This window comes from Pseudomaricurvus hydrocarbonicus (assembly GCF_011602365.1).
GTDB classification, from domain to species: Bacteria; Pseudomonadota; Gammaproteobacteria; order Pseudomonadales; family Cellvibrionaceae; genus Pseudomaricurvus; species Pseudomaricurvus hydrocarbonicus.
Genome location: NZ_JAAONZ010000004.1, coordinates 83624 through 106649 on the forward strand (window position 1 = coordinate 83624; position 23026 = coordinate 106649).

At 54.6% G+C, this 23026-nt stretch carries 15 protein-coding genes; 6 read left to right on the forward strand and 9 right to left on the reverse strand.

Features of this window, described 5'->3' with window-relative positions:
- Positions 1–11: 11 nt before the first annotated feature.
- From cysG to G8770_RS07070, 3 genes are all read left to right on the forward strand, one after another.
- Complete coding sequence (cysG, locus tag G8770_RS07060) at positions 12–1454, forward strand: siroheme synthase CysG (RefSeq protein ID WP_167183946.1); 1443 nt, start codon at positions 12–14, stop codon at positions 1452–1454.
- A 345-nt stretch (positions 1455–1799) separates the two neighbouring features.
- Positions 1800–3164 carry a glutathione-disulfide reductase gene (gene gorA / locus G8770_RS07065; protein ID WP_167183949.1) on the forward strand — a complete coding sequence of 455 codons (1365 nt, stop codon included), beginning with the start codon at positions 1800–1802 and terminating at the stop codon, positions 3162–3164.
- A 295-nt stretch (positions 3165–3459) separates the two neighbouring features.
- Complete coding sequence (locus G8770_RS07070) at positions 3460–3660, forward strand: hypothetical protein (RefSeq protein ID WP_167183952.1); 201 nt, start codon at positions 3460–3462, stop codon at positions 3658–3660.
- A gap of 92 nt (positions 3661–3752) precedes the next feature.
- Here G8770_RS07070 and G8770_RS07075 read toward each other — a convergent pair whose 3' ends face one another.
- The 3 genes from G8770_RS07075 to G8770_RS07085 all read right to left on the reverse strand — a co-directional run bounded on the left by G8770_RS07075 (position 3753) and on the right by G8770_RS07085 (position 7238).
- Entirely contained in the window at positions 3753–4919 is a 1167-nt protein-coding gene (locus tag G8770_RS07075; RefSeq protein WP_167183954.1) for a cation:proton antiporter, read from the reverse strand.
- Between the two features lie 170 nt (positions 4920–5089).
- Positions 5090–5590 carry a DUF934 domain-containing protein gene (locus tag G8770_RS07080; RefSeq protein WP_167183957.1) on the reverse strand — a complete coding sequence of 167 codons (501 nt, stop codon included), beginning with the start codon at positions 5588–5590 and terminating at the stop codon, positions 5090–5092.
- Positions 5574–7238: a nitrite/sulfite reductase gene (locus tag G8770_RS07085; protein ID WP_167183960.1), complete on the reverse strand. Its 1665-nt coding sequence runs from the start codon at positions 7236–7238 to the stop codon at positions 5574–5576. Before G8770_RS07085 ends, G8770_RS07080 begins: the two co-directional genes overlap by 17 nt.
- Before the next feature lie 710 nt (positions 7239–7948).
- On the opposite strand from G8770_RS07085, the gene G8770_RS07090 reads away from it, so the two are divergent.
- Complete coding sequence (locus G8770_RS07090) at positions 7949–8404, forward strand: MarR family winged helix-turn-helix transcriptional regulator (protein ID WP_167183963.1); 456 nt, start codon at positions 7949–7951, stop codon at positions 8402–8404.
- A 174-nt stretch (positions 8405–8578) separates the two neighbouring features.
- Here the strand turns inward: G8770_RS07090 and G8770_RS07095 are convergent, their stop codons facing one another.
- From G8770_RS07095 to metH, 3 genes are all read right to left on the reverse strand, one after another.
- Complete coding sequence (locus G8770_RS07095; protein ID WP_167183966.1) at positions 8579–8782, reverse strand: DUF2970 domain-containing protein; 204 nt, start codon at positions 8780–8782, stop codon at positions 8579–8581.
- A 171-nt stretch (positions 8783–8953) separates the two neighbouring features.
- The gene (locus G8770_RS07100) at positions 8954–9280 is read right to left on the reverse strand and encodes a hypothetical protein (RefSeq protein ID WP_167183969.1); all 327 of its coding nucleotides are present in this window, start codon (positions 9278–9280) and stop codon (positions 8954–8956) included.
- A gap of 158 nt (positions 9281–9438) precedes the next feature.
- The gene (metH, locus tag G8770_RS07105; protein ID WP_167183972.1) at positions 9439–13143 is read right to left on the reverse strand and encodes a methionine synthase; all 3705 of its coding nucleotides are present in this window, start codon (positions 13141–13143) and stop codon (positions 9439–9441) included.
- A 359-nt stretch (positions 13144–13502) separates the two neighbouring features.
- Between metH and nfuA the strand changes: the two genes are divergently transcribed.
- Both nfuA and G8770_RS07115 read left to right on the forward strand, forming a co-directional pair.
- Positions 13503–14087: a Fe-S biogenesis protein NfuA gene (gene nfuA, locus G8770_RS07110; protein ID WP_167183975.1), complete on the forward strand. Its 585-nt coding sequence runs from the start codon at positions 13503–13505 to the stop codon at positions 14085–14087.
- 146 nt (positions 14088–14233) lie between these two features.
- Positions 14234–15112, forward strand: a complete 879-nt coding sequence (locus G8770_RS07115) for a crotonase/enoyl-CoA hydratase family protein (protein ID WP_167183978.1) — start codon at positions 14234–14236, stop codon at positions 15110–15112.
- Between the two features lie 258 nt (positions 15113–15370).
- Here the strand turns inward: G8770_RS07115 and G8770_RS07120 are convergent, their stop codons facing one another.
- From G8770_RS07120 to G8770_RS07130, 3 genes are all read right to left on the reverse strand, one after another.
- The gene (locus G8770_RS07120) at positions 15371–16441 is read right to left on the reverse strand and encodes a 3-deoxy-7-phosphoheptulonate synthase (RefSeq protein ID WP_167183980.1); all 1071 of its coding nucleotides are present in this window, start codon (positions 16439–16441) and stop codon (positions 15371–15373) included.
- 135 nt (positions 16442–16576) lie between these two features.
- Entirely contained in the window at positions 16577–20032 is a 3456-nt protein-coding gene (locus tag G8770_RS07125; RefSeq protein ID WP_167183983.1) for a UvrD-helicase domain-containing protein, read from the reverse strand.
- Entirely contained in the window at positions 20032–22968 is a 2937-nt protein-coding gene (locus tag G8770_RS07130) for a PD-(D/E)XK nuclease family protein (RefSeq protein ID WP_167183986.1), read from the reverse strand. The genes G8770_RS07125 and G8770_RS07130 overlap by 1 nt, the downstream gene beginning before the upstream one ends.
- Positions 22969–23026: the final 58 nt, after the last annotated feature.

The window sequence follows — 23026 nt, forward strand, 5'->3', positions numbered from 1 at the left end:
GAGACCCGTCAATGGAGTACTTTCCGCTATTTCTCAAGCTTACCGGCCGTTCCTGCCTGGTCATTGGCGGCGGCAGTATTGCTTTCCGAAAAGTCTCCTGGTTGCTGCGTTCCGGGGCAGTGGTGCATGTGCTGGCGCCTGACATCTGCCAGCCGCTGCAAGAGCTGGCCAACACCAGTGTCTTGAAGGCCTCGGGGGAGTGTGACAAACCAAGCCAGGTGTTTCTTAACCTCTGCCCGAAAGACCGTTTCACCCGCAGAGCTTTGGCCGAACTCCCGTTAAATCAACACTTTCTGGTGGTGGCCGCGACCAGTGATGAAAAGGTCAATCAGCATATAGCCACCCGATGTCAGGCGTTGGATGTCCATTGCAACGTGGCCAGTCACTCTTCATTGGGGGACACCATTTTGCCTGCGATCATTGATCGCTCGCCGGTCGTGTTGGCCTTGCACAGCGGGGCCAAATCGCCCACGGTGACTCGTTACCTGAAGCGACAGCTGGAGGCCTTTGTGCCTCAGAAAATCAATGTGTTGGTCGACTGGGCGGAAAATTGGCGCAGCAAAGTGAAAAAGCGCCTGCCGGCGAGCGGTATGCGTCAACGCCTTTGGGACAGGGTGTTATCGGGTATGGCGGCCGAACATCTCTATGACGGTCAGGCGGCATGCGCCGACAAATTGATGCAAGACCACCTGGCCGAAGCTGAAACCGGGCACCTACACGGGGAAGTTTTTTTGGTGGGAGCCGGTCCCGGTGACCCTGAACTTTTGACGCTTAAAGCGCTACGCCTGATTCAGCAGGCGGACGTAGTACTGTACGATCGTCTCGTTTCCGAGCCCATCTTACAGCTGCTGCCGGCAAGCTGTGAACGCATCTATGTCGGTAAGCGTCAGGCAGACCACGCAGTGCCGCAGGTGGAAATCAACCAAAGGCTGGTGGACCTGGCCAAGCAGGGGCGCAATGTGTTGCGCCTCAAAGGTGGGGATCCATTTATTTTTGGACGCGGCGGGGAGGAGATCGAGCTGCTGGCGGCTTCCGGGGTTTCATTCCAGGTGGTGCCGGGTATTACCGCCGCCTCAGGCTGCTCCAGTTATGCGGGCATACCCTTGACGCACCGGGATTATTCTCAGTCTGTGCGTTTCATTACGGGCCACCTGAAAAACAATCAGGTGAATTTACCCTGGCCTGAATTGGCGATGGCGAATCAGACCCTTGTGTTTTACATGGGGTTGACGGGGCTGGAACAAATTTGCCAGTCCTTAATTCTACACGGACGGGCAAAAACCACACCCGCCGCTATTGTGGAAAAAGGCACCACCCCCCAGCAACGGGTGATTTCAGCCACACTGGAAACTCTGGCGACTACTGTCGCTCAACAAAAGGTTTCAGCACCCACGTTGCTGATCATTGGTGAAGTGGTTCAATTGCAATCCCAGCTGGCGTGGTTTAATCGCTGAGTACCGAGCCTGAACCGCTGTGCCAGAGCCCAGAAGCGCTGTGTCAGAACCAAAGCCCCAGAGCGATGTTGCGCTCAGGCATCGAAGCCCTGCATTGCCCGCCTTCAATCAGCCTATAATTCAAAGCTATTACCCCGATATAAACTATTGACCTTCTCAATGGTCTACATTCCTTTCTGGATGAATTAAAATGCACCGCAATTCTTGCTGTGCTTCTTTTCAATCCGGCTTTACCGTCAATGGACTTTGAGAGGCGTGTTTCTAACCGCCTCGCAAGAGTTGTTGAAGGGCGCCTGTGTTGCCTGAAAAGAGCGTTTTGGCCACTCAATCAATTAGGGGACTGTTGTGTCAGGATACGATTATGATCTGTTTGTTATTGGAGCCGGTTCCGGCGGGGTAAGGGCCAGCCGTATGGCTTCCGGCTTTGGCGCGAAAGTCGCAGTGGCGGAAGATACGTACCTGGGCGGCACCTGTGTCAATGTCGGTTGCGTTCCGAAAAAGCTGTTTGTTTATGGCTCCCACGTCTCTGAAGACATTGAAGCGGCTGCTGGCTACGGGTGGACCGTGCCTCAACCGGAATTCGACTGGCCGACCCTGCGCGATAACAAAACCAAAGAAATTCAGCGTCTGAATGGTATCTACGGCACTATTTTAGCCAATGCCGGTGTTGAGTTGATTGAAGGGCGAGCAACCATTGTCGACGCGCACACGGTGGCCGTTAACGGTACACAGTATTCGGCAGAGCGTATTTTGGTCGCGACTGGAGGATGGCCCACAATTCCTGAAATCCCCGGTGCGGAGCACATCATCAGTTCCAATGAAGCCTTTTACCTGGAAGATTTTCCCCGTCGTTTGCTGGTAATGGGTGGCGGTTATATTGCGGTGGAATTTGCCGGTATCTTTAACGGCCTGGGCGCCGCGACAGAGCTGATCTATCGAGGGCCGCTGTTTCTCCGCGGTTTTGATCGGGAAGTACGCGAATTCACCGCCAATGAAATCGCTCAGAAAGGCGTTAAATTGACGTTTGACACCAATATCGAGAGTGTCCAACGCCTTGATAGTGGTGAGTTCAAAGTCTTGCTGACCGACGGTTCTGAGCGTGTGGTGGACTGTGTTATGGCCGCAACGGGTCGCGCGCCGAAAATTGAAGGTTTGGGGCTGGAGAATACGGCTGTCAAAATCAACGATAACGGGACTTTGGCCGTTAATGACGATTACCAGACCGACGAACCCAGTATTTATGCCATAGGCGATGTCATCGGCCGCATGGAGTTGACCCCGGTAGCTCTGGCAGAGGGCATGGCCCTGGCCAAAACCCTGTACAACAACCAGCCGACTCAAGTGGACTACGATAACATTGCCACCGCTGTTTTCTGTCAGCCCAATATTGCCACGGTAGGCCTGACCGAGGAGCAGGCGGTAGAGCGCGGTTTGCGTTTGCGTATCTACACCACCAGCTTTAAGCACATGAAGCACACCTTGTCGGGTTTGGCAGAGCGCACTTTCATGAAGTTATTGGTTGAAGATGAAAGTGACAAAATTATCGGCTGCCACATGGTGGGGCAGGACGCTGGCGAAATCATTCAGGGCATCGCCATTGCGATCAAGGCCGGAGCAACCAAAACCGATTTTGATGGCACGATTGGTATCCACCCCACGGCAGCTGAAGAGTTTGTGACGATGCGGGATGTCACCAGAACCGCAGGCTAGTACGGGGACTGTAATTCAAGTGCGAGAACGATGACCGAAAGCCCGCTGGCTGTCATCCTGTTTCGGCTCTCAACGCCCGGGCTTTCACCAAAGCTCGGGCGTTGTCGTTTGAAGCCAGTTTTAATGGATTTGCGGGTTAGGGCTGAAATCCCGCCCTGAGTGAAACCTACTGTCTATACTGCAATAACTGGTTCGATATTTTCACTCACCAACGTCGTGCGGGGTTGTTATGTTTAAGGCATTAGCAGAGTTTTATTTGGCCTTATATCGTTCACACACATGGGAGCCCGCATGGATGTATTTACGATCGCCAGACGAATACCATTTTCATCGGCGCCGGTTCACGCAAAAATACCGCAATAAGCAAAAAGTGGTGCGCAGCTTGTGGTTTAGTATGTCGCTGGTGGTGCTGGCATTTCCGATGCCGCACGTGGCGGTTTTTGTGGCCCTGTTCACCACCTTCCTGTCGTTTTGCATTTTGGATGAAACGGAGTGAAGGCAGCGGCGAGTAGACCGTAGCCAGTAGCCAGTAGACCGTAGACAGAAAAAGATTAACGTTGGTGTCATCAACGGCCACTCAAGCAGGGGTCAGTCTCTTCTTAATTTGTCGTTCACCGCAATGGGGTTGGGGTAGTTGAAGATGACGATGTAACTGGAGACGAGGAAGGTGATGATGGCGGTAGCCTGAATCAACACCGACGCCTTTTCGCCAATGAGCGCCGCGTTTGAGGCGACAAACACGATCAGCAGTGAAAACTCACTGATTTGTCCCAATCGAAAGCCGATATCCCACGCTAATGCCGGGGTTTCACTTTGGCGCCCCAATAGAAACCGGAACGCCAGTGGCTTGATGATCAGGATGGCGGCGGCCAACACGATACTCGCCAGCAGCACATCTGAGAGCAGCCCCAAATCAAATCGCGCCCCCAGCGAAAAGAAGAACAAAATCAAAAAGAAGTCGCGCAAGGGTTTCAGGCTGATGGCTATGTATTGGGCGATTGGGCTGGTGGCAAGGCTGATGCCCGCAATAAACGCACCAATTTCAGGGGACAACCCAGCCAGTTCAGCCAGTTCGGCCAAGCCGAGGCACCAGCCAATCGCGAGTAGAAAAATGTACTCGTGGAAGCGATCAAATTTGTGTATCAATTTCAGTAAGACATAGCGGACAAACAGATAGGCGAAGGTCGACAGCAGGGGCAGGGTGATCAGGGTAAAACCCAGCTTTGAAAGTTGAACTTCACCAACATCGCCACTGTAGAGAATCATCAGACAGATGATGGCAATAAAGTCCTGCAACAGAAGCAACCCTACCATCAGCTCACCGGTGTGCCGGTGGTGCAGGACGGTGGTGGGAAGCAGTTTGATGCCAATGATGGTGCTGGAAAACATCATCGCCATGCCGATGATCAAGTTTTCGGTGTGAGTAAACCCAAACAGGTGCCCGATGAGGTAGCCAGTTAGAGCAAACAGCGCGGAGCTGATGAGGCCGATGATGGTGGCTTTTTTCAGAACGCTGAACAGGGCTTTGGGCTGCATGTCCAGGCCGAGTAAAAACAACAGAAAAATGATGCCGATGTGTGACATCTCGGTGACCAGGGTCAAATTGGTGATTAAACCCATGCCGTAGGGGCCGAGCAGGGCGCCCAAAGCGATGTAGGCAACAAGCAGCGGCTGGCGGGTGTAAAGCGCCACTGAGGCGATGAGCGCAGCCCCGGCAAAGATCAAAACAAAGGACTGAAAAAGCGATTCGTGCATGTCCCTGCAACTGTCTGAAGAAGGTATAGCGTAGTTTTACCGCAAAAAAACTGAAATTACGAGAGCGATTGCTCAATCGAGGGGGAGATGGGAAAACAAAAACGCCTCCGGAAGGAGGCGTTAGGAGCTTCAGGCCTGCCCAGGCACTGTGTCAGTGCGACGGGGGGCTGTTACGCGCGACGGCGGAACAGGGGCAGCTTCTGATCGACGGCCGCCTGATAGGTTTCGCTGAAATCATTCAGAGAGGCCATTGCGGCGTCGAGGTCAACTCCTTCACCCAGTTCAAAACTGTTAAACCCACAGCGCTTGAGGAAGAACAGCTGGTCGCGAATGATATGCCCAATTGCGCGCAGTTCACCTTCATAACCGTAGCGTTCGCGCAACAAGCGCGCGGCGCTGAAGCCACGACCGTCCATAAAACCTGGAAAATTGACGGCAACGAGCCCAAACCCCTGGGCATCGCCAGCCAGTTCCTCGGCCAGTTCGTCGCTGTTCAACCAGACGCCGAGTGACGCTTTACGGCTCTCCAGCTGTTCTTTCTGTGCGTTCCAGACTACCAGCGGCACAATGACACTACCGGCAGGTACAGTGGTTGTTTCAGGGCTGTCGGTAGCTTCAAGAAGCTCCCAGCTGTTGTCGGTGATGACGTTGTCTTTAATCAGCTTTGACATAAACCTGCTCCTTAAATGGTGCCAGACCGATGCGGTTGTAAGTATCGATAAACTGCTCGCCTTCTACACGCTTGGAGACGTAAACATCAATCAGCGTCTGAATCACGGCAGGCATGTCTTCGGCACCAAAGGCCGGGCCCAGAACTTTGCCCAGGCTGGTTTCTGTGCCCGCGTTGCCGCCGAGCTGAACCTGATAAAACTCCTCGCCTTTCTTATCCACGCCGAGGACACCAATATGGCCGACATGGTGGTGACCACAGGCATTCATGCAGCCGGAGATGTTCAGGTCAATGTCACCCAGGTCGTAGAGGTAATCAAGGTCATCAAACTGACGCTGGATGGACTCGGCAATGGGCAGGGATTTGGCGTTTGCCAAAGAGCAGAAATCACCACCAGGGCAGCAAATCAAGTCGGTCAAGGTGCCAATGTTGGGTGTGGCAAAGCCCAGCGGTTTGGCCGCTTGCCAGAATGCAAACAGTTGGTCCTTGCGAATGTCGCCCAGCACGATGTTTTGTTCGTGGGTGGTGCGAGCTTCGCCGAAGCTGAACTGGTCCGCCAAATCGGCGATCGCTTCCAGTTGGCGGTCGGTGATGTCGCCAGGCGCTACACCGGTTGGTTTAAGTGACAAGGTGACAGCGGCATAGCCGGCCACACGGTGATCGCGGACGTTGCGGGTCAGCCATTTGCCAAAAGCCGGTGTCTCAGTGCTCTGCTGTTGCAGGAGAGCCTGGGCGGCGGCGTCATCCAGAGTCTCGTAGGCGGGCTCAGGGAAGGCGGCGCTGGCGCGTTGGATTTCTTCAGGGGTGAGTGTAGTGGGCCCGTCTTTCAGGTGGGCAAACTCAGCGTTTACCTTGTCAGCAAACTTGTCGGCCCCCATGGCCTTCACCAGAATCTTGATGCGGGCTTTGTATTTGTTGTCGCGACGGCCCAGCTGGTTGTAAATGCGCACAATGGCTTCCAGATAAGACAAAATGTGCTTTTCTGGCAGGAATTCGTTAATCACGGAACCAATGACCGGGGTGCGGCCCAAACCACCCCCGACCAGGACTTTAAAGCCCACTTCACCGGCGTCGTTCTTAACCACTTCCAAGCCGATGTCATGCACTTGTACAGCGGCTCGGTCACTGGCTGCGCCGGTGACGGCAATTTTGAATTTGCGTGGTAGAAAGGCGAACTCGGGGTGAAAGGTGGACCACTGACGGATGATTTCGCAGTAGGGGCGTGGGTCTACGATTTCATCGCTGCTGATGCCCGCAAACTGATCGGAGGTGACGTTGCGTATGCAGCTGCCACTGGACTGTGTAGCGTGCATTTCAACGTCAGCAAGTTCGGCGAGAATATCCGGTACTTCGGCAAGTTCTGGCCAGTTGAACTGAATGTTTTGACGAGTACTGACGTGGCAGTAGCCTTTGTCGTAATGACGGGCAATGTGTGCCAGTTTACGCAGCTGAGTCGTGTTCAGCATGCCGTAAGGAACGTTGACCCGCAACATTGGGGCCAGACGCTGGATATACAAACCATTCTGCAGTCGTAAAGGAAGAAACTCTTCATCCTTTAATTCACCGGCTAAATAGCGCTCGGTCTGACCGCGAAATTGAGCAACACGCTCACGCACGATCTTTTGATCATACTCGTCATATTGGTACATTGAGAAGTACACCTAGTATTTGTAAGGTTAATTACGCGACTTGCCTGAATGTGGACTTACTTGTTGCGTCAGTTTCTACAGAACTTACTGCCCGTTCACGAGGGTAAGTTACGAGGTAAAGTCGAGGCGCGAAGAATACACCAAATCAGGGTGTTTCGCGATAGGCCGAACGGGGCTCTCAATGGGGTGATAAGTAACAGGGAAAGTTACCTCTTATTCGTAAGGCTTTGATCTATCCAGCAAATCTAGACGATATGTGAATAACTTGATTTTTTCTCTTGATAGACAGATTTCTTCTATGCCTATAATCCATCAAGCTATGCAGTCTTAGCTTTCCACATTCATACGTTTCTCACTTAATGGAGAAGAATAATAATGCACGATGAATTAGAAATGCAGGAACCTGGTGATAGCACCGCTGACGCGATTGCCGCAATTGCCTTAATTGCCATCTTTGTTTCAACTTGTATCTTCTGGATCAGTGGACAATAAGCCTTTAACTCAAAAAAGGAGCCTTTCGGCTCCTTTTTTAATGTTTCCACAGACCACTGCCCAGCCAGCCGGTTCTTAACCTCCACCCGCCGAGTTTAGGCTTCACAATCGCCTTAAATGATCGCCCTCGAAAGCTTTGTGCGCCGTCAAATATTGACCAATCAATAATTTTTAACGAAACTATGATCTCTAAACCCATTGAGATACCTAGAGGAATCATGCCCTTTTTACTACACAACAGTTACACCTTCTGGATTTCACGGTTAGCCAGTACCATGCAGGAACGCTTCAATAAAGAACTGGAAACACTGGATGTCACCTGGCCACAATGGATGGTGATGAACGTGTTAACCCATGAATTAGCCAATACCCCGGCCCATATTGCGGAACAGATTGGTGTCGATCGTTCGGCCGTCACCCGACTGGTCGACCGGCTGGAGAAGAAAGGCTTGGTGACTCGGGAACACGATGGTTTGGATCGCCGTTCGGTGAAAGTTCACATCACCGGCCCGGGAAAAATGATGGTACAGCACCTCGATGAGGCTGCGGCCAGGCATCAGGAGATTTTTCTGCAGGAGCTACACCCGACGGAATATCGAGCGCTCAAAGGCAATATTCAGAAACTTTTGCGGGCAGGGGGAATCGAATCAACGTCATTGTGGCGTCATGTTTGAGGGCGATTTGAGGCTATAGAAACGCATTGCCCAGCCTGAAATTTCTTATGAGTAATTCCGGTATTGGTAATCGCTCTTTTGGCTTAGGCGACAGCAAAAAGGATCGCTCACTTGTGTTTGCGCAACACTTGCCCTTGTTTGGGACCGCCACCGCTTGATGCGTCACGATAACAACTACTGCGTGCTGAGTACGCCCTGGACAATGCTGTACACCGTAAGGACAAACAAGGCCGTAAAGATGACACCCGCGGCAATAAACACCCAGATGTTGCCGTGCTTGAAGTCCCTTTCCTGGGCCTGTTTGCTTTGTACCCCGAACGCTGCTGCAACGGTGCTCAACACAACAGCCCAAAAGCCGGGTTTAGGAGAATCGGCCATAGTGATGGGTTCTCTGTGGCGTGGTTAGGGTCTTGATAAGATTATTGTTGAACTCCGTTCAAGAGTAACAGGAACAAAGAGTAAAAGACCAGACCTGCCGGCAGTGAAGACCCGGTCCTTGGTGTGGGTACCTTCTACCGCGTTTTGCTGCAGCGTTCTTGAAAGGCCGCGTTAATAGGCCTCGGCTACTTGAGCCTGGGTTTGCAGGTGAATGCCTTTGCTGGTGAGGGTCTCCCGAGCCTGCTTGTAGTCCCACAGACCGATTCTCAAGCGGTAGTAACACATCTTTCTCGAGTCGCCTTTCTGATCGTTACAGCTGGAGCGTAGTTCTCGGTAATGGTTAACGATTTCTATTGCTAGTGACGTTTCTGCGTCCATTTGATGGCCGCCGGTTGGCTTTTCATCGGCCCGGGCGGTGGTGTTGAAGGTCAGCGTCCAGCAGCTGAAACAGGCTAGTGTGAGCAGTCGGGCGGTGACGGGGAGATTAAGGGAGTTCATAGCGACGTTCCTGAGCATTTAACAGGAATATACGCGTCAAACATGACAGTTAGGTGAAGTCGTTAATGTCAGCCAATAACATCGGGTGACCCGTTTCAGGCGAGGGCACGTGCCCTACCGTCCTTAAAAGGGCCGGTAGAGCACGTATTACCGGGAGGTCAGTCTTCGTATCCCAGAATGGGCTGTAACCAGCGCTCCAGGGTTGGCATGTCCATGCCTTTGCGCGCTGACAGGGATTCCACCTGATCTTTCTGGATCTTGCCGACCGGGAAGTAGTAGGACTCGGGGTGCGAGAAGTACCATCCTGACACGGCAGCCGCAGGGTGCATGGCGTAGTGTTCCGTCAGCTCAACGCCGATTTTGTTTTTCGCGTCCAGCAGTTCAAACAGAGAAGCTTTTTCAGTGTGGTCCGGACAAGCGGGGTAGCCTGGGGCAGGACGAATGCCCTGGTACTTTTCCTTAATTAGGGACTCGTTGTCCAGCTGCTCCTCGGGAATGTACCCCCAGAACTCTTTACGAACCCGCTGGTGCATACGTTCTGCCAGAGACTCCGCCAGACGATCCGCCAGGGCTTTTACCATGATGCTGCTGTAATCATCCTGCTGTTCTTCGTACTCTTTGGCCAGCTGATCGGCGCCGATACCGGCGGTTACCACAAACCCACCGATGTAGTCGGGCTTGCCGCTGTCTTTAGGCGCAACAAAGTCGGCCAGAGACGTGTTCGGTTTGGTGTTGCCCGGCTTTTGTACCTGCTGGCGGATATGGTGCAGCGTGGACAGCTGTTCAGTCCGCTTGTCGTCAGCAAACACCGCGATATCATCATGATTGACGGTGTTGGCTGGCCAGAAACCAATGACGGCTTTGGCGGTCAGCAACTTTTCATCCACAATGCGTTTCAGCATGGCCTGAGCGTCGGCAAACAGCGTCTTTGCCGCTTCCCCAACCACTTCGTCATCGAAGATGCGGGGGTATTTGCCCACCAGATCCCAGGTAATGAAGAAAGGTGTCCAGTCGATGGTCTCGATCAGTTCTTCCAGCGGGTAGTCTTCAAACACCTTGGTACCGGTAAAGCTTGGGGTGGGTGGGGTGTAGTGCTCCCAGTCCAGTTTCAGCCCGCGGCTGATCGCTTCCGGGTAGGTGCGCACGGTTCCCCGGGCTTTGCGGCCTGCGTTGCGCTCACGCACCACCTCGTATTCCGCCTTGGTTTCGGCAACAAACGCATCGCGTTGTTCGTCACTGAGCAATTTACTGGCGACACCCACTGCGCGGGAGGCGTCTGCCACGTAAGTAACCTGGTTCAGTTTCAGTTGAGGCTCGATTTTAACGGCGGTGTGTGCTTTTGAGGTGGTGGCGCCACCAATCAACAGAGGCTTGTTGATGCCTTGGCGTTCCATTTCTTTGGCCACAGTGACCATCTCATCCAGTGACGGAGTGATCAGGCCGGACAAGCCAATGATGTCGCAGTTTTGTTCCTGGGCCACCTGCAAGATTTTCTCACAGGGGACCATCACGCCAAGGTCGATGACCTCGTAGTTATTACACTGCAGCACCACGCCGACGATGTTTTTACCAATATCGTGGACATCGCCTTTTACCGTGGCCATGAGGATCTTGCCGTTGGGTTTGGTGGCTTCGGTTTTCTCAGCTTCAATGAACGGGTTGAGATAGGCCACAGCCTGTTTCATCACCCGGGCCGATTTCACCACCTGTGGCAGGAACATTTTACCGGCACCAAACAAGTCGCCGACCACGTTCATACCGTCCATCAACGGACCTTCGATGACATCCAGGGGCCGGGTAGAGGCGAGGCGAGCGGCTTCGGTATCTTCGACGATGTACGTGGAGATGCCTTTGACCAGGGCGTGCTCCATGCGCTTGTTGACGTCCCAGCTGCGCCACTCCAGGTCTTCTTTTTTCTCACCGGTGCTGCCATCGCCACGAAACTTGTCCGCAATTGCCAGCAGGGCTTCGGTGCCTTCGCTGTTGCGGTTGAGAATCACGTCTTCCACACAGTCTTTTAATTCTTTAGGCAGGTCGTCGTACACCGCCAGCTGACCGGCGTTGACGATGCCCATGTTCAGTCCCGCCTGAATGGCGTGGTAGAGAAACACCGAGTGGATGGCTTCACGAACCGGGTTGTTACCGCGGAATGAAAAGGAGACGTTGGAAACCCCACCGGAGATTCCTGCGTGGGGCAGGTTCTGCTTGATCCAGCGGCAGGCTTCAATGAAGTCCACCGCGTAGTTGTTGTGTTCTTCGATGCCGGTGGCTACGGCAAAAATATTCGGATCAAAAATGATGTCAGCAGGGTTGAAGCCGACCTTGTCCACCAGCACCCGATAGGAGCGTTCACAGATTTCAGTCTTGCGCTGCAGGGTATCCGCTTGTCCGGTTTCATCAAAAGCCATCACCACCACGGCTGCCCCGTAGCGCTGGCACAGGCGTGCGCGCTCAATAAACTCGGCTTCGCCTTCTTTCAAGCTGATGGAGTTAACAATCGATTTTCCCTGAATGCATTTCAGGCCGGCTTCGATGACTTCCCATTTCGATGAATCCACCATGATGGGGACGCGGCATATGTCCGGCTCACCCGCAATCAGGTTGAGGAACCTGACGATGGCCGCTTCAGCGTCCAGCATGCCTTCGTCCATGTTGATGTCGATGACCTGAGCCCCGTTTTCCACCTGCTCTAAAGCCACTTCAAGAGCTGCGTCGTAATCGCCTTCGACAATCAGGCGTTTAAACTTGGCCGAACCGGTGACATTGCAGCGCTCGCCGACGTTGACGAAAAGTGAGTCGGCGGTGATGTTGAACGGCTCCAGGCCAGACAGGCGACAGGCGGGCTCGATGGCGGGGATAGGGCGCGGCTGGTGTTTGGCCATTTCGTCGGCTATGGCTTTAATATGGCCAGGGGTGGTGCCGCAGCAACCGCCGATGATGTTCACCAGACCGCTTTCCGCAAACTCTTTCACGACAGCGATCATTTGCTCTGGCGTTTCGTCGTACTCCCCAAATTCGTTGGGCAGCCCGGCGTTAGGGTGAGCTGACACGTAGCATTCGGCGACTCTTGAGAGCTCCTGAACATATTGGCGCAACTCTTTGGCCCCCAAGGCACAATTTAGGCCAATCGATAAGGGTTTGGCGTGCGCCAGGGAATTGTAAAAGGCTTCGGTGGTTTGGCCGGAAAGGGTGCGGCCGGAGGCGTCCGTGATGGTGCCGGAAATCATAATGGGCAATTCGAAGCCGACACGCTCGAAGTATTCCTGCACCGCGAAAATGGCGGCCTTGGCGTTGAGGGTATCGAAAATGGTTTCGATCAGAATCAGGTCGGCGCCACCTTTGACCAGACCATCCACCGATTCCAGGTAGTTCTCCACCAGCTGGTCAAAAGTCACATTGCGGGCACCGGGGTCGTTCACGTCCGGTGAGATGGAACAGGTGCGACTGGTTGGCCCAACAACACCGGCCACAAAGCGGGGCTTGTCGGGGTTGCGAGCGGTCATTTCATCAGCGGCCTCGCGGGCGAGCCGGGTGGCGGCGACGTTGATCTCATGGGCCAGGGATTCCATCTCGTAATCCGCCATGGAGATGCGCGTGCTGTTAAAGGTGTTGGTCTCAATAATGTCCGCACCAGCCTCCATGTAGGCGGTGTGCATTTCTTTAATCAGCTTGGGCTGCGTAATGGACAGCAGATCATTGTTGCCGGCGATGTCCATATGGTAGTCCGCAAAACGCTCGCCACGGTAGTCACTTTCGCCCAGCTGGTAGCTCTGGATCATCGTGCCCATGCCTCCATCGAGAATCAGAATGCGATTCTTAATGGCGGCGTATAGGGCAGTGAGTCGAGTGTTGCGATCAGACATCTTTAAAACCTTGTAATTAGATAAACCTGTCAGGGAAGATACAGACTGGGGTTGGCTAAAAACCGCTCAAGCTGACGCGGGAACGGCCCAAACCCAATCTATATCAAAATATTTTGATGTAGATCGGCATTCTAGCAGGATTCAAGCTGGGAACCCAATCCGGAAATAGAAGTTTAGGTAAGTTGGGCCGCTTGTCCGGCTGATTTTGCGAACGCGCCATTTTTGTTGAGAGCACTTATCATCCGCAGTGAGAGTGATTATCAATTGGCAGAGGTTTATAAAGCCTTACTATTTATGCTGTTTATATCGGACGGAAATTTCCGTAAAATACCTGAGTCAATTAGTGAGGTTTAGGTTTGATGGTTAATGTAACGATTACAGATTCGGCACAGGAATATTTGGCGGAGCTGCTCAGCAAGCAAGACTGCGAAGGCATCGCCATCCGTATGTTTGTCGCTAATCCGGGTACGCCTCAGGCTGAAACCTGTATTGCCTATTGCCGTCCTGGAGAAGAGCAGGAAGGTGATGTAAAGCTGGATCTGGCAATGATCGGCGCCTATTTTGAAGAGCGCAGCCTGCCTTTTCTGGAAGACGCGAAAGTGGATTACTCCCCGGATCGTATGGGGGGGCAGTTAACCATCCGCGCGCCTAATTCTAAAATGCCACAGGTTACGGATGACAGTCCCATTGAAGACCGCATCAATTACGTGCTGTTCAATGAAGTGAATCCGGGGCTCGCCGCCCACGGCGGGGAGGTGTCTCTGGTGGAATACACAGAAGATCACTTTGCCGTGCTCAAATTCGGCGGCGGCTGTCAGGGCTGCAGTGCTGTGGATATCACCCTCAAAGAAGGTGTGGAAAAAACCTTGATCGAAAAGATTCCGGGGTTGAAAGGGGTCCGCGATACGACCGACCACAGCGATACGTCAAACGCATATGCCTAAGAGCCGTATTACTCCTGTCGTTGGAGTCAGCCAGCAGCTCTTGTGAGGACAAAAAAGCCGCAATTCGCGGCTTTTTTATGTCTGGCAATCCGGAAAACTGTGCTAGTTTTTTACCCTGATAAAACCAATAACTGACAGGGATTCCCATGACCTACGCCACGCTGGATTACCAACTTGAAGATGGCATCCTCACCATCACTTTAAATAGACCCGAATTCATGAACGCCTTCACCGTGACCATGGCCAATGAGCTGATTGCAGCCATCAATCGCGCCAGTAATGACGACGAGGTCAGGGTGATTGTGTTCACCGGTGCGGGGAAGGCGTTCTGTGCAGGCATGGACTTGAGGGCGGAGGGCAATGTCTTTGGCCTCAATGGGGAGCTGCAACCGACCATGGCAGACCTTGAGGCCCATTTTGATGACCCGGAGTATGTTTCCGGGGTTCGTGATACCGGTGGTCGTGTGACCCTGGCTCTCTACGACTGTGCCAAGCCGGTGATCGCCGCTATCAATGGCGCGGCGGTGGGCATTGGCGCCACGATGACCCTGGCTATGGATATTCGTCTGGCCTCTACTGAAGCCCGAATTGGTTTTGTTTTCAATAAGATAGGGATTGTTCCTGAAGCGTGTTCAAGCTGGTTTTTGCCGCGTGTTGTGGGCATTTCGCGGGCGTTGGAATGGACTTACAGTGGCGAAATACTCAGCGCAGAAAAAGCCAAGGCCGGGGGCTTGCTCAAAGACATCTATGCACCGGAGGCGCTGATGGATGAAGCCTACAAAATTGCCCGCCAGATCGCCGAAAATACCTCACCGGTAGCCATCGCCATGACCCGTCAGATGATGTACCGCAACTCTGCCATGCCACACCCCCGGGATGCCCACAAAGTGGATTCTCTGGCAGTGTTTTACGCCTGTCAGAAAGACGGAAAAGAGGGGGTTGCGTCCTTTCTGGAAAAGCGCAAGCCACAGTTTACCCAGACGGCACCCGCGGATTTGCCGCCGTTCTACCCCTGGTGGGACTGAGTTTAGCTCTTGCGGGACGGAGTTTACTTCTGGTACGACTGGCTATACTTTCGGCGAAACTGGGCCGGCTTTCGGCGGGACTAGCTATACTTCCGGCATGGCCAGGTGCACTGGAACTGGTGGGGCTAGGCGGGGGGCGTGAGAGGCTGGCTGCCGTGGCGGTCTCTAAGAAGGCTTCGAGCTTATTCTCGGGGACCCAAAAAAAACGGCAGCCCAAGGGCTGCCAGTTTTTTAATGTCGCAGTGTTAATGCGTGGCATTAACGACGTTGTTTCAGCGGCTCGGCAATCTTCTCGGCCATGTCTTTCAACGACTTTTCGCTGGTTTCCCAATCGATGCAAGCATCCGTCACGGAAACACCGTAGATCAGGTCGTTGAGGTTGCTGGAGATTTTTTGATTACCCGGGCCAATGTTGCTTTCCACCATGATGCCAATGATGGATTTGTTGCCTTCCAAAATCTGGTTGGCGATGTTTTCCATCACCAGAGGCTGAAGCTCGTGGTTCTTGTTGGAGTTGGCGTGGCTGCAATCCACCATGATGTTGGTGGACAAGCCGGCTTTTTCCAGCTCCTGTTCACACAGCGCGATGCTGACAGAATCGTAGTTTGGCTTGCCGGCACCACCACGCAAGACCACATGACCGTAGGCGTTGCCTTTGGTGTGGGTGATCGCCACCTGGCCATTGTTATTGATACCCAGGAAGCGGTGTGGGCTGGATACCGACTCCAGCGCATTGATGGCGACAGTCAGGCCGCCATCGGTGCCGTTTTTAAAGCCCACGGCGGAAGACAGGCCGCTGGCCATTTCGCGGTGAGTCTGGGATTCGGTGGTGCGCGCGCCAATGGCGGACCAGGAAATCAGATCCTGAATGTACTGGGGTGAAATCGGGTCCAGGGCTTCAGTCGCCGTTGGCAGGCCGATTTCGGCAATGTCCAGGAGCAACTTGCGACCGATGTGCAGGCCTTCTTCAATTTTGAAGGAGTCATCCAGGTAAGGGTCGTTGATCAGGCCTTTCCAGCCCACAGTGGTGCGGGGCTTTTCAAAATAGACACGCATGACCACAAACAGAGAATCTTTGACGGCATCGGCCAGTACTTTGAGGCGCTTGGCATAATCCAATGCTGCGTCAACGTCGTGGATGGAGCAGGGACCGATCACGACCATCAATCGGTGGTCTTTGCCTTCAAGAATATTGCGAACGGTCTCGCGGCCTTCAGTCACCACCTGGCGTGCTTTGTCGCTCAGTGGTAACTCACTTTTTATAGCGGCAGGAGATATTAGGATCTCTTGCGAGACGATGTTCAGGTCGTCTACAGCGAACTCTGTCATTGAACTACCCAATACGGTTGTTATCAGTAAGCCGGCTATTCTACTGAAAAACGACCGGAATAGTGAAATTTAATCCCGGCTTTTGGTGAGTTACGCCGTTTTTGCGGCCCTGAATGCCCCTGCGAGGGGCAATTTTCATAGGACCTCTTCAAAATGAGCCAGCAGGGGGAAATACAGGGCGGTTTTGACGACAAGCGGTTTGCCGTCATCGCCACGGTCTGCTGCGGCCATGGTGTGGGGCGTAAACAGCTGCTGGTAGCGCCTCAGTTGCGGACGGTAGAGATCCGTTTCATCCGCCAGAAACTCGGTCAGTGGCTGTCCGCTGGCAGGCTCACTGGATTTGTAATCAATGATCCAGCGAATACCTTGATCGACAAAGGTCCGATCGATAATGGAATTTTGGGCGCTGCCGAGCCTCGCGGAGGCGTTGTCAGCGCTGGGGCCGGGAGCGGACCAAAAGCTTTGTTCGCAGGCGGATTGTTGATGTTGGCCATTCAGAATCCAGCGTCCCGCTGGATCGGCCAGCATTCGGTGCAACCCCAATTCTATCCGGTTGAGGGCCTCGTTGAGGGGTGAGCCGCTTAACCCCAACTGACGCAACTGGCTGCGCCAATAGGGTTGCTGAAGGCGGATGCGGTCGCTGTTCCAGGCCTCGACACCGTCGTGAACGATTTGCCCGAGGGTACGGTGAAGAACCGTGCCGGTGTAGCGTGCGGCGCGGTGGCGCAGGTACTCATCAGTGACGGTGTTATTGTCATCGTCGAATTCACGCCCGCGGTAAGCGGCGAGCAGGCTTGAGGGCACCAGGGCCGGGCGCTGCCAATCGGGTTTGAGGCGGCGAATCATGGCAATAGGCTGTGGTTTTGGGGCAGATTCTTCGCTATCCCCGACGAGGGAAAGCAGGGCGCTGTCTTTAACCGCTGGCCACAAAGGTGCCAGTAAGGAACCCGCCGCCGGGGCTTTGGGGGCTTCTGTTTTGGCGTCAAAGTTCAGGTTGGCAATCAGGTGCAGGTGTTTAATCGCACGTGTACACCCAACATAGAGCAAGCGGGTGGCTTCCAGAGTGCTTTTGACTTTCTGTTCCTGGCGCAGAAACTGATACAGCGGGTCGTCATCGTCACCGGTGGCGGACAGCGGGCCTAACAGCAATTGTTTTTCGTGGTGCTTGTTGATTCGTTCCTGCCACAGAATCAGCTGCTTTTCATCACTGCGCTGGGTTTTATCCAGCCCGGGAATGATGACCGTTTCAAACTCGAGGCCTTTGGACTTGTGGATGGTCATGACCTGAATTCGCGGGTCGGCGTCTGCCGCCGGACGCGCATAGAGCTGTTTGACGGACCGGGAAAACTCATCCCATTGCAGGACTTTACCGCCCTCATCAAATTTGTCGAGCAGACTGAAAAAGTCCTGCGCACTGGTCAGGTCAATGCTGTCCGGGACGCAGGCGGGTCCGCCCAGAGCGACCCAAAGCCCCTCGATCCAGAGGCGCAAGCTTTTACGGCGGCGGTTGTTCCACGCGGTTCTGATTTGCGGCACGGCCCGTCCCAGAATCTGCTTACCCTCCTTGCTCAGCCCCTGCACCTTTTGATAGTCAAGAAGGTTGCTCAGAACCGCTGGAAACGCGGGCTGATCCGGTGCTTTATGATGCTGTACCAGCTTCAGTAAATCGCTGTTATCCAGCCCAATGACGGGGCTGCGCAAGATTGCGATCCAGGCATTGCGATCGGAGGGATCCAGCAGCGCGCGGGTCAAACTGAGAAGGTCCACAATGGCCATGCGGCTGGAAAGGGGGTCGATATCCGTGGCTTGCCAGCGCAGCCCTGCAGCTTGCAGGGTGTGGATGATCTCCTTCAGGTGGGGGCGGTTTCTCACCAGGATGGCCACCCGGTCGGTGTCGTTGGTGCTGAGTGTTTCGCGGACCAGTTGCACCACTTTGGCGGCTTCGTCTTTGCGATCAGGAGCCTCCATAAACACATGGGTTTTCACCGCAGGATCCGCCATGGCCGGTTTGAATCCCACTGAGGGGGCGTAGGTGACCGCACCTCGTGAGATGTCATCGGCTTCCGGAAAGGCGTTTGCAAAGGCCGTGTTGACCCAGTCCACTACCCCCGACTGGGAGCGAAAATTGACGGTCAGTTCCAGCGGGGTGAGCTTGATGTCGCCAATGCCGTTGTTGCGCGCGTCCAGGAAAATACCCACGTTGGCGTCGCGGAAGCCGTAACAGGATTGCATGCCGTCACCGACAATAAACAGTGTGCGGCCATCCCCAGGCTGCCAGCCGGCGGTGAGTCTTTCCAGCAGCTGCAGTTGGGGGCTGGCAGTGTCCTGAAATTCATCCACCAGGATGTGCTGGATCTGGTAATCAAGCAGTAAGCTCAAATCGCTGGGCGCGTCCTCGTCTCCGAGCGCCATCAGTGCACCCTGGGTGATTTCGCTGAAATCCGTCGCGTTTAAGGCTCGAAACGCCAGTTTTAACTGGATAACCGCGTAGGGCATGATGCGGGTGAGACCGTCCAGCATACGCCATTGCTGATGCGGGTAATGCGTGGGGGGTAAAATACGAATCAGCTGTAACAGGTCCAGCAGTTTCTTCTCGTCGCCCAGTTGACCGAGCAGTTGCGCCATGGCGTCTTTCTTTTGTTTGGCGGCAGCCTTACTCTCTTTGTCGGTCCCGGCCGGGAACCCAAAGTTTTTGTTGAGCCCCTTGATGGCGCGCCAATCACCGCCTTTGGTCAGTAAAAATTCAACCAGGCTGTGCCAGTCGCCCAGCGCCTCTGGGCGGCAAGGGGGCAGTTCGACGATGCCGGCCAATTGACAAATCAACGACTCGGGCTTGTCTTCCAGGCTGTTGGTGCCTGCATAATCGGCCAGCAGGCACAGGTCACTGGCATGGGGCAGCAGCAGATCGGTGGTTTCCTCAAGGGTCTCGACCACCAGTTCGTGCAACACATTTTCCAGATATTCGCGGGCATCGCGGGCGCTGAGCAGCGGCAGCAACCACTGGTCGCGCTTGCCCAGCAGGCTGATTAACAGGTTGGTCACGGCCTCGATGTTGTTGTCGAGGTGAGCGAACAATTCTTTCAGGTCGTGCTGCAGCTGACCTTCCTGCTCCAGCGCCGCCAGTGTTTGTTCAACCGCTTGCCGGTAGACCACTTGTGGGTGTTCGAGCATTTGGCTGGAGCCACCGATGCCGCTGGTGATGGGGTTGTACTGGGTGAGTGAGCGGCACAGGCCGTCGATGGTTTGCACCCGCAGGCGGTTGGGATTTTTCAATAACTGCCAATGCTGATGTTGATCGCGTTCAATGACCTTTTGAGCGAGGTCCCAGGTGAGCTGCTCATGGGGCTCGGTTGGGCGCGGGTGTTGCGAGGCATAGTGAATGGCGTCGGTGATGCGTTCTTGCATTTCCGCGGCGGCTTTGCGGGTAAAGGTAATGCAAACCACTTCTTCCGGGTTATCGCACAGCGGCAGCAGTGTGAGCACCCGCTGGGTCAACAAGCCGGTTTTTCCCGAGCCGGCAGGAGCGGTTACGGCAAAGGAATCGCGGGGGTTTAGCGCCTCGGTGCGAGCGAGATGATCTTGTGGCTGCATCAGTGCTGTCCTCCCTGCGCGTAGAGCGATTCACGAACGAAATCTTCTTCCTGCCAACGCAGAATGGGGCCTAGATCTTCGTAAAACCGTTTCAGTGATGGGCTCTTAAAATCCAGCGAGCAGTCACCCTGTAAAAAAGTAGTCGCCAGCATTTCCAGCTGTTGTTGCCAGTATTCTCGTATCAACTGCCAGTCGGTGGGCAACTCCAGAGCGTCGGCCTTGTCCGCTGACAGAATGCCCGGGTGCTCAGCGGATAATCCACCCAGCCCCTTGATGGCAATGTCTTTGGCATTGACCTGGGCGAACACGACGGCGTTGATGTCAGTGGCTTGATCCTTCAGGTAGCACAGGCAATACAGGGGCAGCTGAGGCTCGTCCGGGCGCTCGCCGCCCCAGCTTTTGGGGTTGGGAGAACCGGTTTTGTAATCGATAAGAATGAGCTCGCCGTCCTTGAGCTTGTCCATTCGGTCCAGTCGCAAGGTCAGGGGGAGGCCGGCAAAATTCGCAGTCATGGCTTCTTCGTTGGCAACGACCGTAAACGCAGGGCGCTGTTTTTCCAGCTCCAGCCAGCGCAGAATGAGCTGGCTCTGGCGGGTTTGCTCCAGTGCCACGTAGTTTTCTCCAAAAAAGTCCGGTTCGCGCTTACGGAATCGGTGGAGATGTTCTTGCACGCGGCTGCTCACCAGACTCTTTAGATCATCGTCCGACTGTGTCAATAAGGTGTCCTGATCAACCAAAACTTTCCAGATATCAGACAGAGCGTCGTGCAGAATTTGACCGCGCTGCATGGGGGTAAAGCCCAGCGCCGGCGGGTCGCTCCGCTGGGCTCCCAGCCGATGAAGAGCGAAGGCCGCAGAGGGCGATATGGCCTGGTTTTTCAGAATTTGACTGCCGCCGCGAAGGTGTGCCAGTTCTTCAGGGGTCACGGCTGGCCCCGCGCCGGTATTCACCCATTCCAGTTGTTGGTGATTGACGATCTGTTGAATGTAGTCAGGCCAGCCGGTGGTCATGGAACCGCACAGATTTTGTAAGGCAGTGTCGCCAGAGCCGGCGGCCAGGTCGTTGGCGCTGGTGATGTCTTTGACCAGAGCGCTGGGCTGCAAGGGCGTATCTGAGTCAAAGCAGGGGTAACTGAACACCACGTGCTGTGCACAGTGCAGATAACCCTGGGTGAGACGCTCGGCGAACGCCAACTCCCGGTCGGCATCGGCGTGGGGCATGCCTTGTTGCCGCTGAAGGTTCAGCGGCAATAACGGGTTGGGCTCCGGCGCGGGGGGCCAGCTCTGTTGGCTCATGCCCAAGACCCAGCAGTGAGAGAATTGCAAGCCTGCCCCTTCCAGGATTCCCAAAATTTGCACCGGAGACTCGGGGGTCTGGGCTTGAAAGTGCTCACTGCCGGCCAGTTGGGTCAACAGGTTGAGGGCTTCATCACAGGTGAGCAGTTTCCCGGTGGTTTCGAGCTGACAGAATTTTTCCTGCAATTGATACCACTGATTGACCTGTTGGTATTCGTTGCTGTCCAGCCGTCGGCTGCCAGGCCAGCCGAGATGTCGCAATTGCGCTTCAAACAACTCGAGCCACTGGCCAGGTGAGAGCAGCTTGGGGCGCTGGCGACGCAGGGATTCAATGTGTTGCAGCGTTTGGTCCAGCCATTGCCAGACGGCCGCTGACTGGTCGCTGGCAGAGGGAGGCTCAGTTATGCCCGGGACGGGTCTTGAGGGCGCGGCCAGTTCTTCCGCGTTGACTGTCTGGCGATGGCAGATTTGCCTTAATTGGCTGGTTTTGATTCTGGCGCGCTGCAATTTTTTAAGTTGCTGTGCCAAGGCTTCACTTTCGCCCAGGTGGTCCGCAATGCTCCAAAAGGGAGACGTGAGCAAGTCTATGAGATTTTCGGTGTTGATTCGGTAGAGGTTGAGCTGCAGCAGCGCCAGGGTATCGTGAACCAGAGGCACGCCGCCCAAAGGGACACCCGCTGAAAAGTTGAAGGGCAGGGTGTAGCGGGCAGATTCTGGCAAGGCAAACTGGGGCTCTAACACTTCCACAAAAACCTGTTCGACGGTGTGGCGAATTTGGCCCAGGTTTGGGGCAATGATGCCGATAGACGCGCTGGGGTTGTCGGCGAGAATGGTTTGCGCCCAACAGGCTGCCGCTCGAATTTCATCCAGCTGGCTGGGGCAGCCAAGTAGCTGATGGGATCTGAGCCCGGGGCTATCGTCAGAAGTGTCAAATGTCGCCTGCTGCAATACCTGTGCGGAAACCGCATCGAACAGCGATTGGCTTAAGGGCGGTATGTCGTCAAAGCCCAACAGCAGGAGCTTGGGTTCCTGTGGTATTACTCCGCCATGGTAGCAGGCCATGATGTGCTGTTGGACCTGTTCCGGGGTACACAATTGGTGCTGGGTGAGGGCGGCTTCGAATTGACGGATCCAGCGTCGCAGAGGGTTTGCCTCTGCTTCAGGGGGCGCAGAATCGGCCTCGGCGGGCTGTTCAGGTGTTGGGTCAGATATTGTCGTTGGTGCTTGTGTCGGCAACAGGGTTCCGTCGCCGGATAGGGCTGTGCTGTCGAGATTCCATCGCTGCAGGGTGCGGTAAGCGGCTTGAGCATCACTGGCCAGCCGGTGAGGATTAATCAATTCTGCGCCCACCGCATCGCTCTGGATGATCTCCAGCCAGAGGCGCTGGAGCACAAACTCCGAGGCGGGGCTGGCGGGGGTTTCAAGACCGGCTCGATCCAGCAGTAACTGGTATTGTTCCGCTAACCACTCACTGAGCGAATACACTCTGGGAGATTCCCAGGCGTGTGTGCCGAGTTGCTGATGATGCTGGTTGTAGCTTTCGATCAATTTGTTCTTGAGCCTGCTGTTGGGGGTCAGGATTAAAACCCTGTCATCGATTGATTTCAGCAGTGGTTGAATGTTGAACAAGCTGATAGGCATGTGAGCAAAGAGGTCCGTCCGGTGAGAAAGACGAAATCATCGCACAGCCAGGCAGGAG

What these genes read in the sequence shown, in the direction of transcription:
- G8770_RS07095 (WP_167183966.1), bottom strand. Translation starts at nt 8,782, where the DNA reads ATGGCCGATTCTCCTAAACCCGGCTTTTGGGCTGTTGTGTTGAGCACC.
- G8770_RS07100 (WP_167183969.1), bottom strand. Translation starts at nt 9,280, where the DNA reads ATGAACTCCCTTAATCTCCCCGTCACCGCCCGACTGCTCACACTAGCC.
- G8770_RS07120 (WP_167183980.1), bottom strand. Translation starts at nt 16,441, where the DNA reads ATGACAGAGTTCGCTGTAGACGACCTGAACATCGTCTCGCAAGAGATC.
- G8770_RS07080 (WP_167183957.1), bottom strand. Translation starts at nt 5,590, where the DNA reads ATGTCAAAGCTGATTAAAGACAACGTCATCACCGACAACAGCTGGGAG.
- nfuA (WP_167183975.1), top strand. Translation starts at nt 13,503, where the DNA reads ATGGTTAATGTAACGATTACAGATTCGGCACAGGAATATTTGGCGGAG.
- G8770_RS07085 (WP_167183960.1), bottom strand. Translation starts at nt 7,238, where the DNA reads ATGTACCAATATGACGAGTATGATCAAAAGATCGTGCGTGAGCGTGTT.
- G8770_RS07075 (WP_167183954.1), bottom strand. Translation starts at nt 4,919, where the DNA reads ATGCACGAATCGCTTTTTCAGTCCTTTGTTTTGATCTTTGCCGGGGCT.
- G8770_RS07130 (WP_167183986.1), bottom strand. Translation starts at nt 22,968, where the DNA reads ATGCCTATCAGCTTGTTCAACATTCAACCACTGCTGAAATCAATCGAT.
- cysG (WP_167183946.1), top strand. Translation starts at nt 12, where the DNA reads ATGGAGTACTTTCCGCTATTTCTCAAGCTTACCGGCCGTTCCTGCCTG.
- G8770_RS07115 (WP_167183978.1), top strand. Translation starts at nt 14,234, where the DNA reads ATGACCTACGCCACGCTGGATTACCAACTTGAAGATGGCATCCTCACC.
- metH (WP_167183972.1), bottom strand. Translation starts at nt 13,143, where the DNA reads ATGTCTGATCGCAACACTCGACTCACTGCCCTATACGCCGCCATTAAG.
- G8770_RS07090 (WP_167183963.1), top strand. Translation starts at nt 7,949, where the DNA reads ATGCCCTTTTTACTACACAACAGTTACACCTTCTGGATTTCACGGTTA.
- G8770_RS07125 (WP_167183983.1), bottom strand. Translation starts at nt 20,032, where the DNA reads ATGCAGCCACAAGATCATCTCGCTCGCACCGAGGCGCTAAACCCCCGC.
- G8770_RS07070 (WP_167183952.1), top strand. Translation starts at nt 3,460, where the DNA reads ATGTATTTACGATCGCCAGACGAATACCATTTTCATCGGCGCCGGTTC.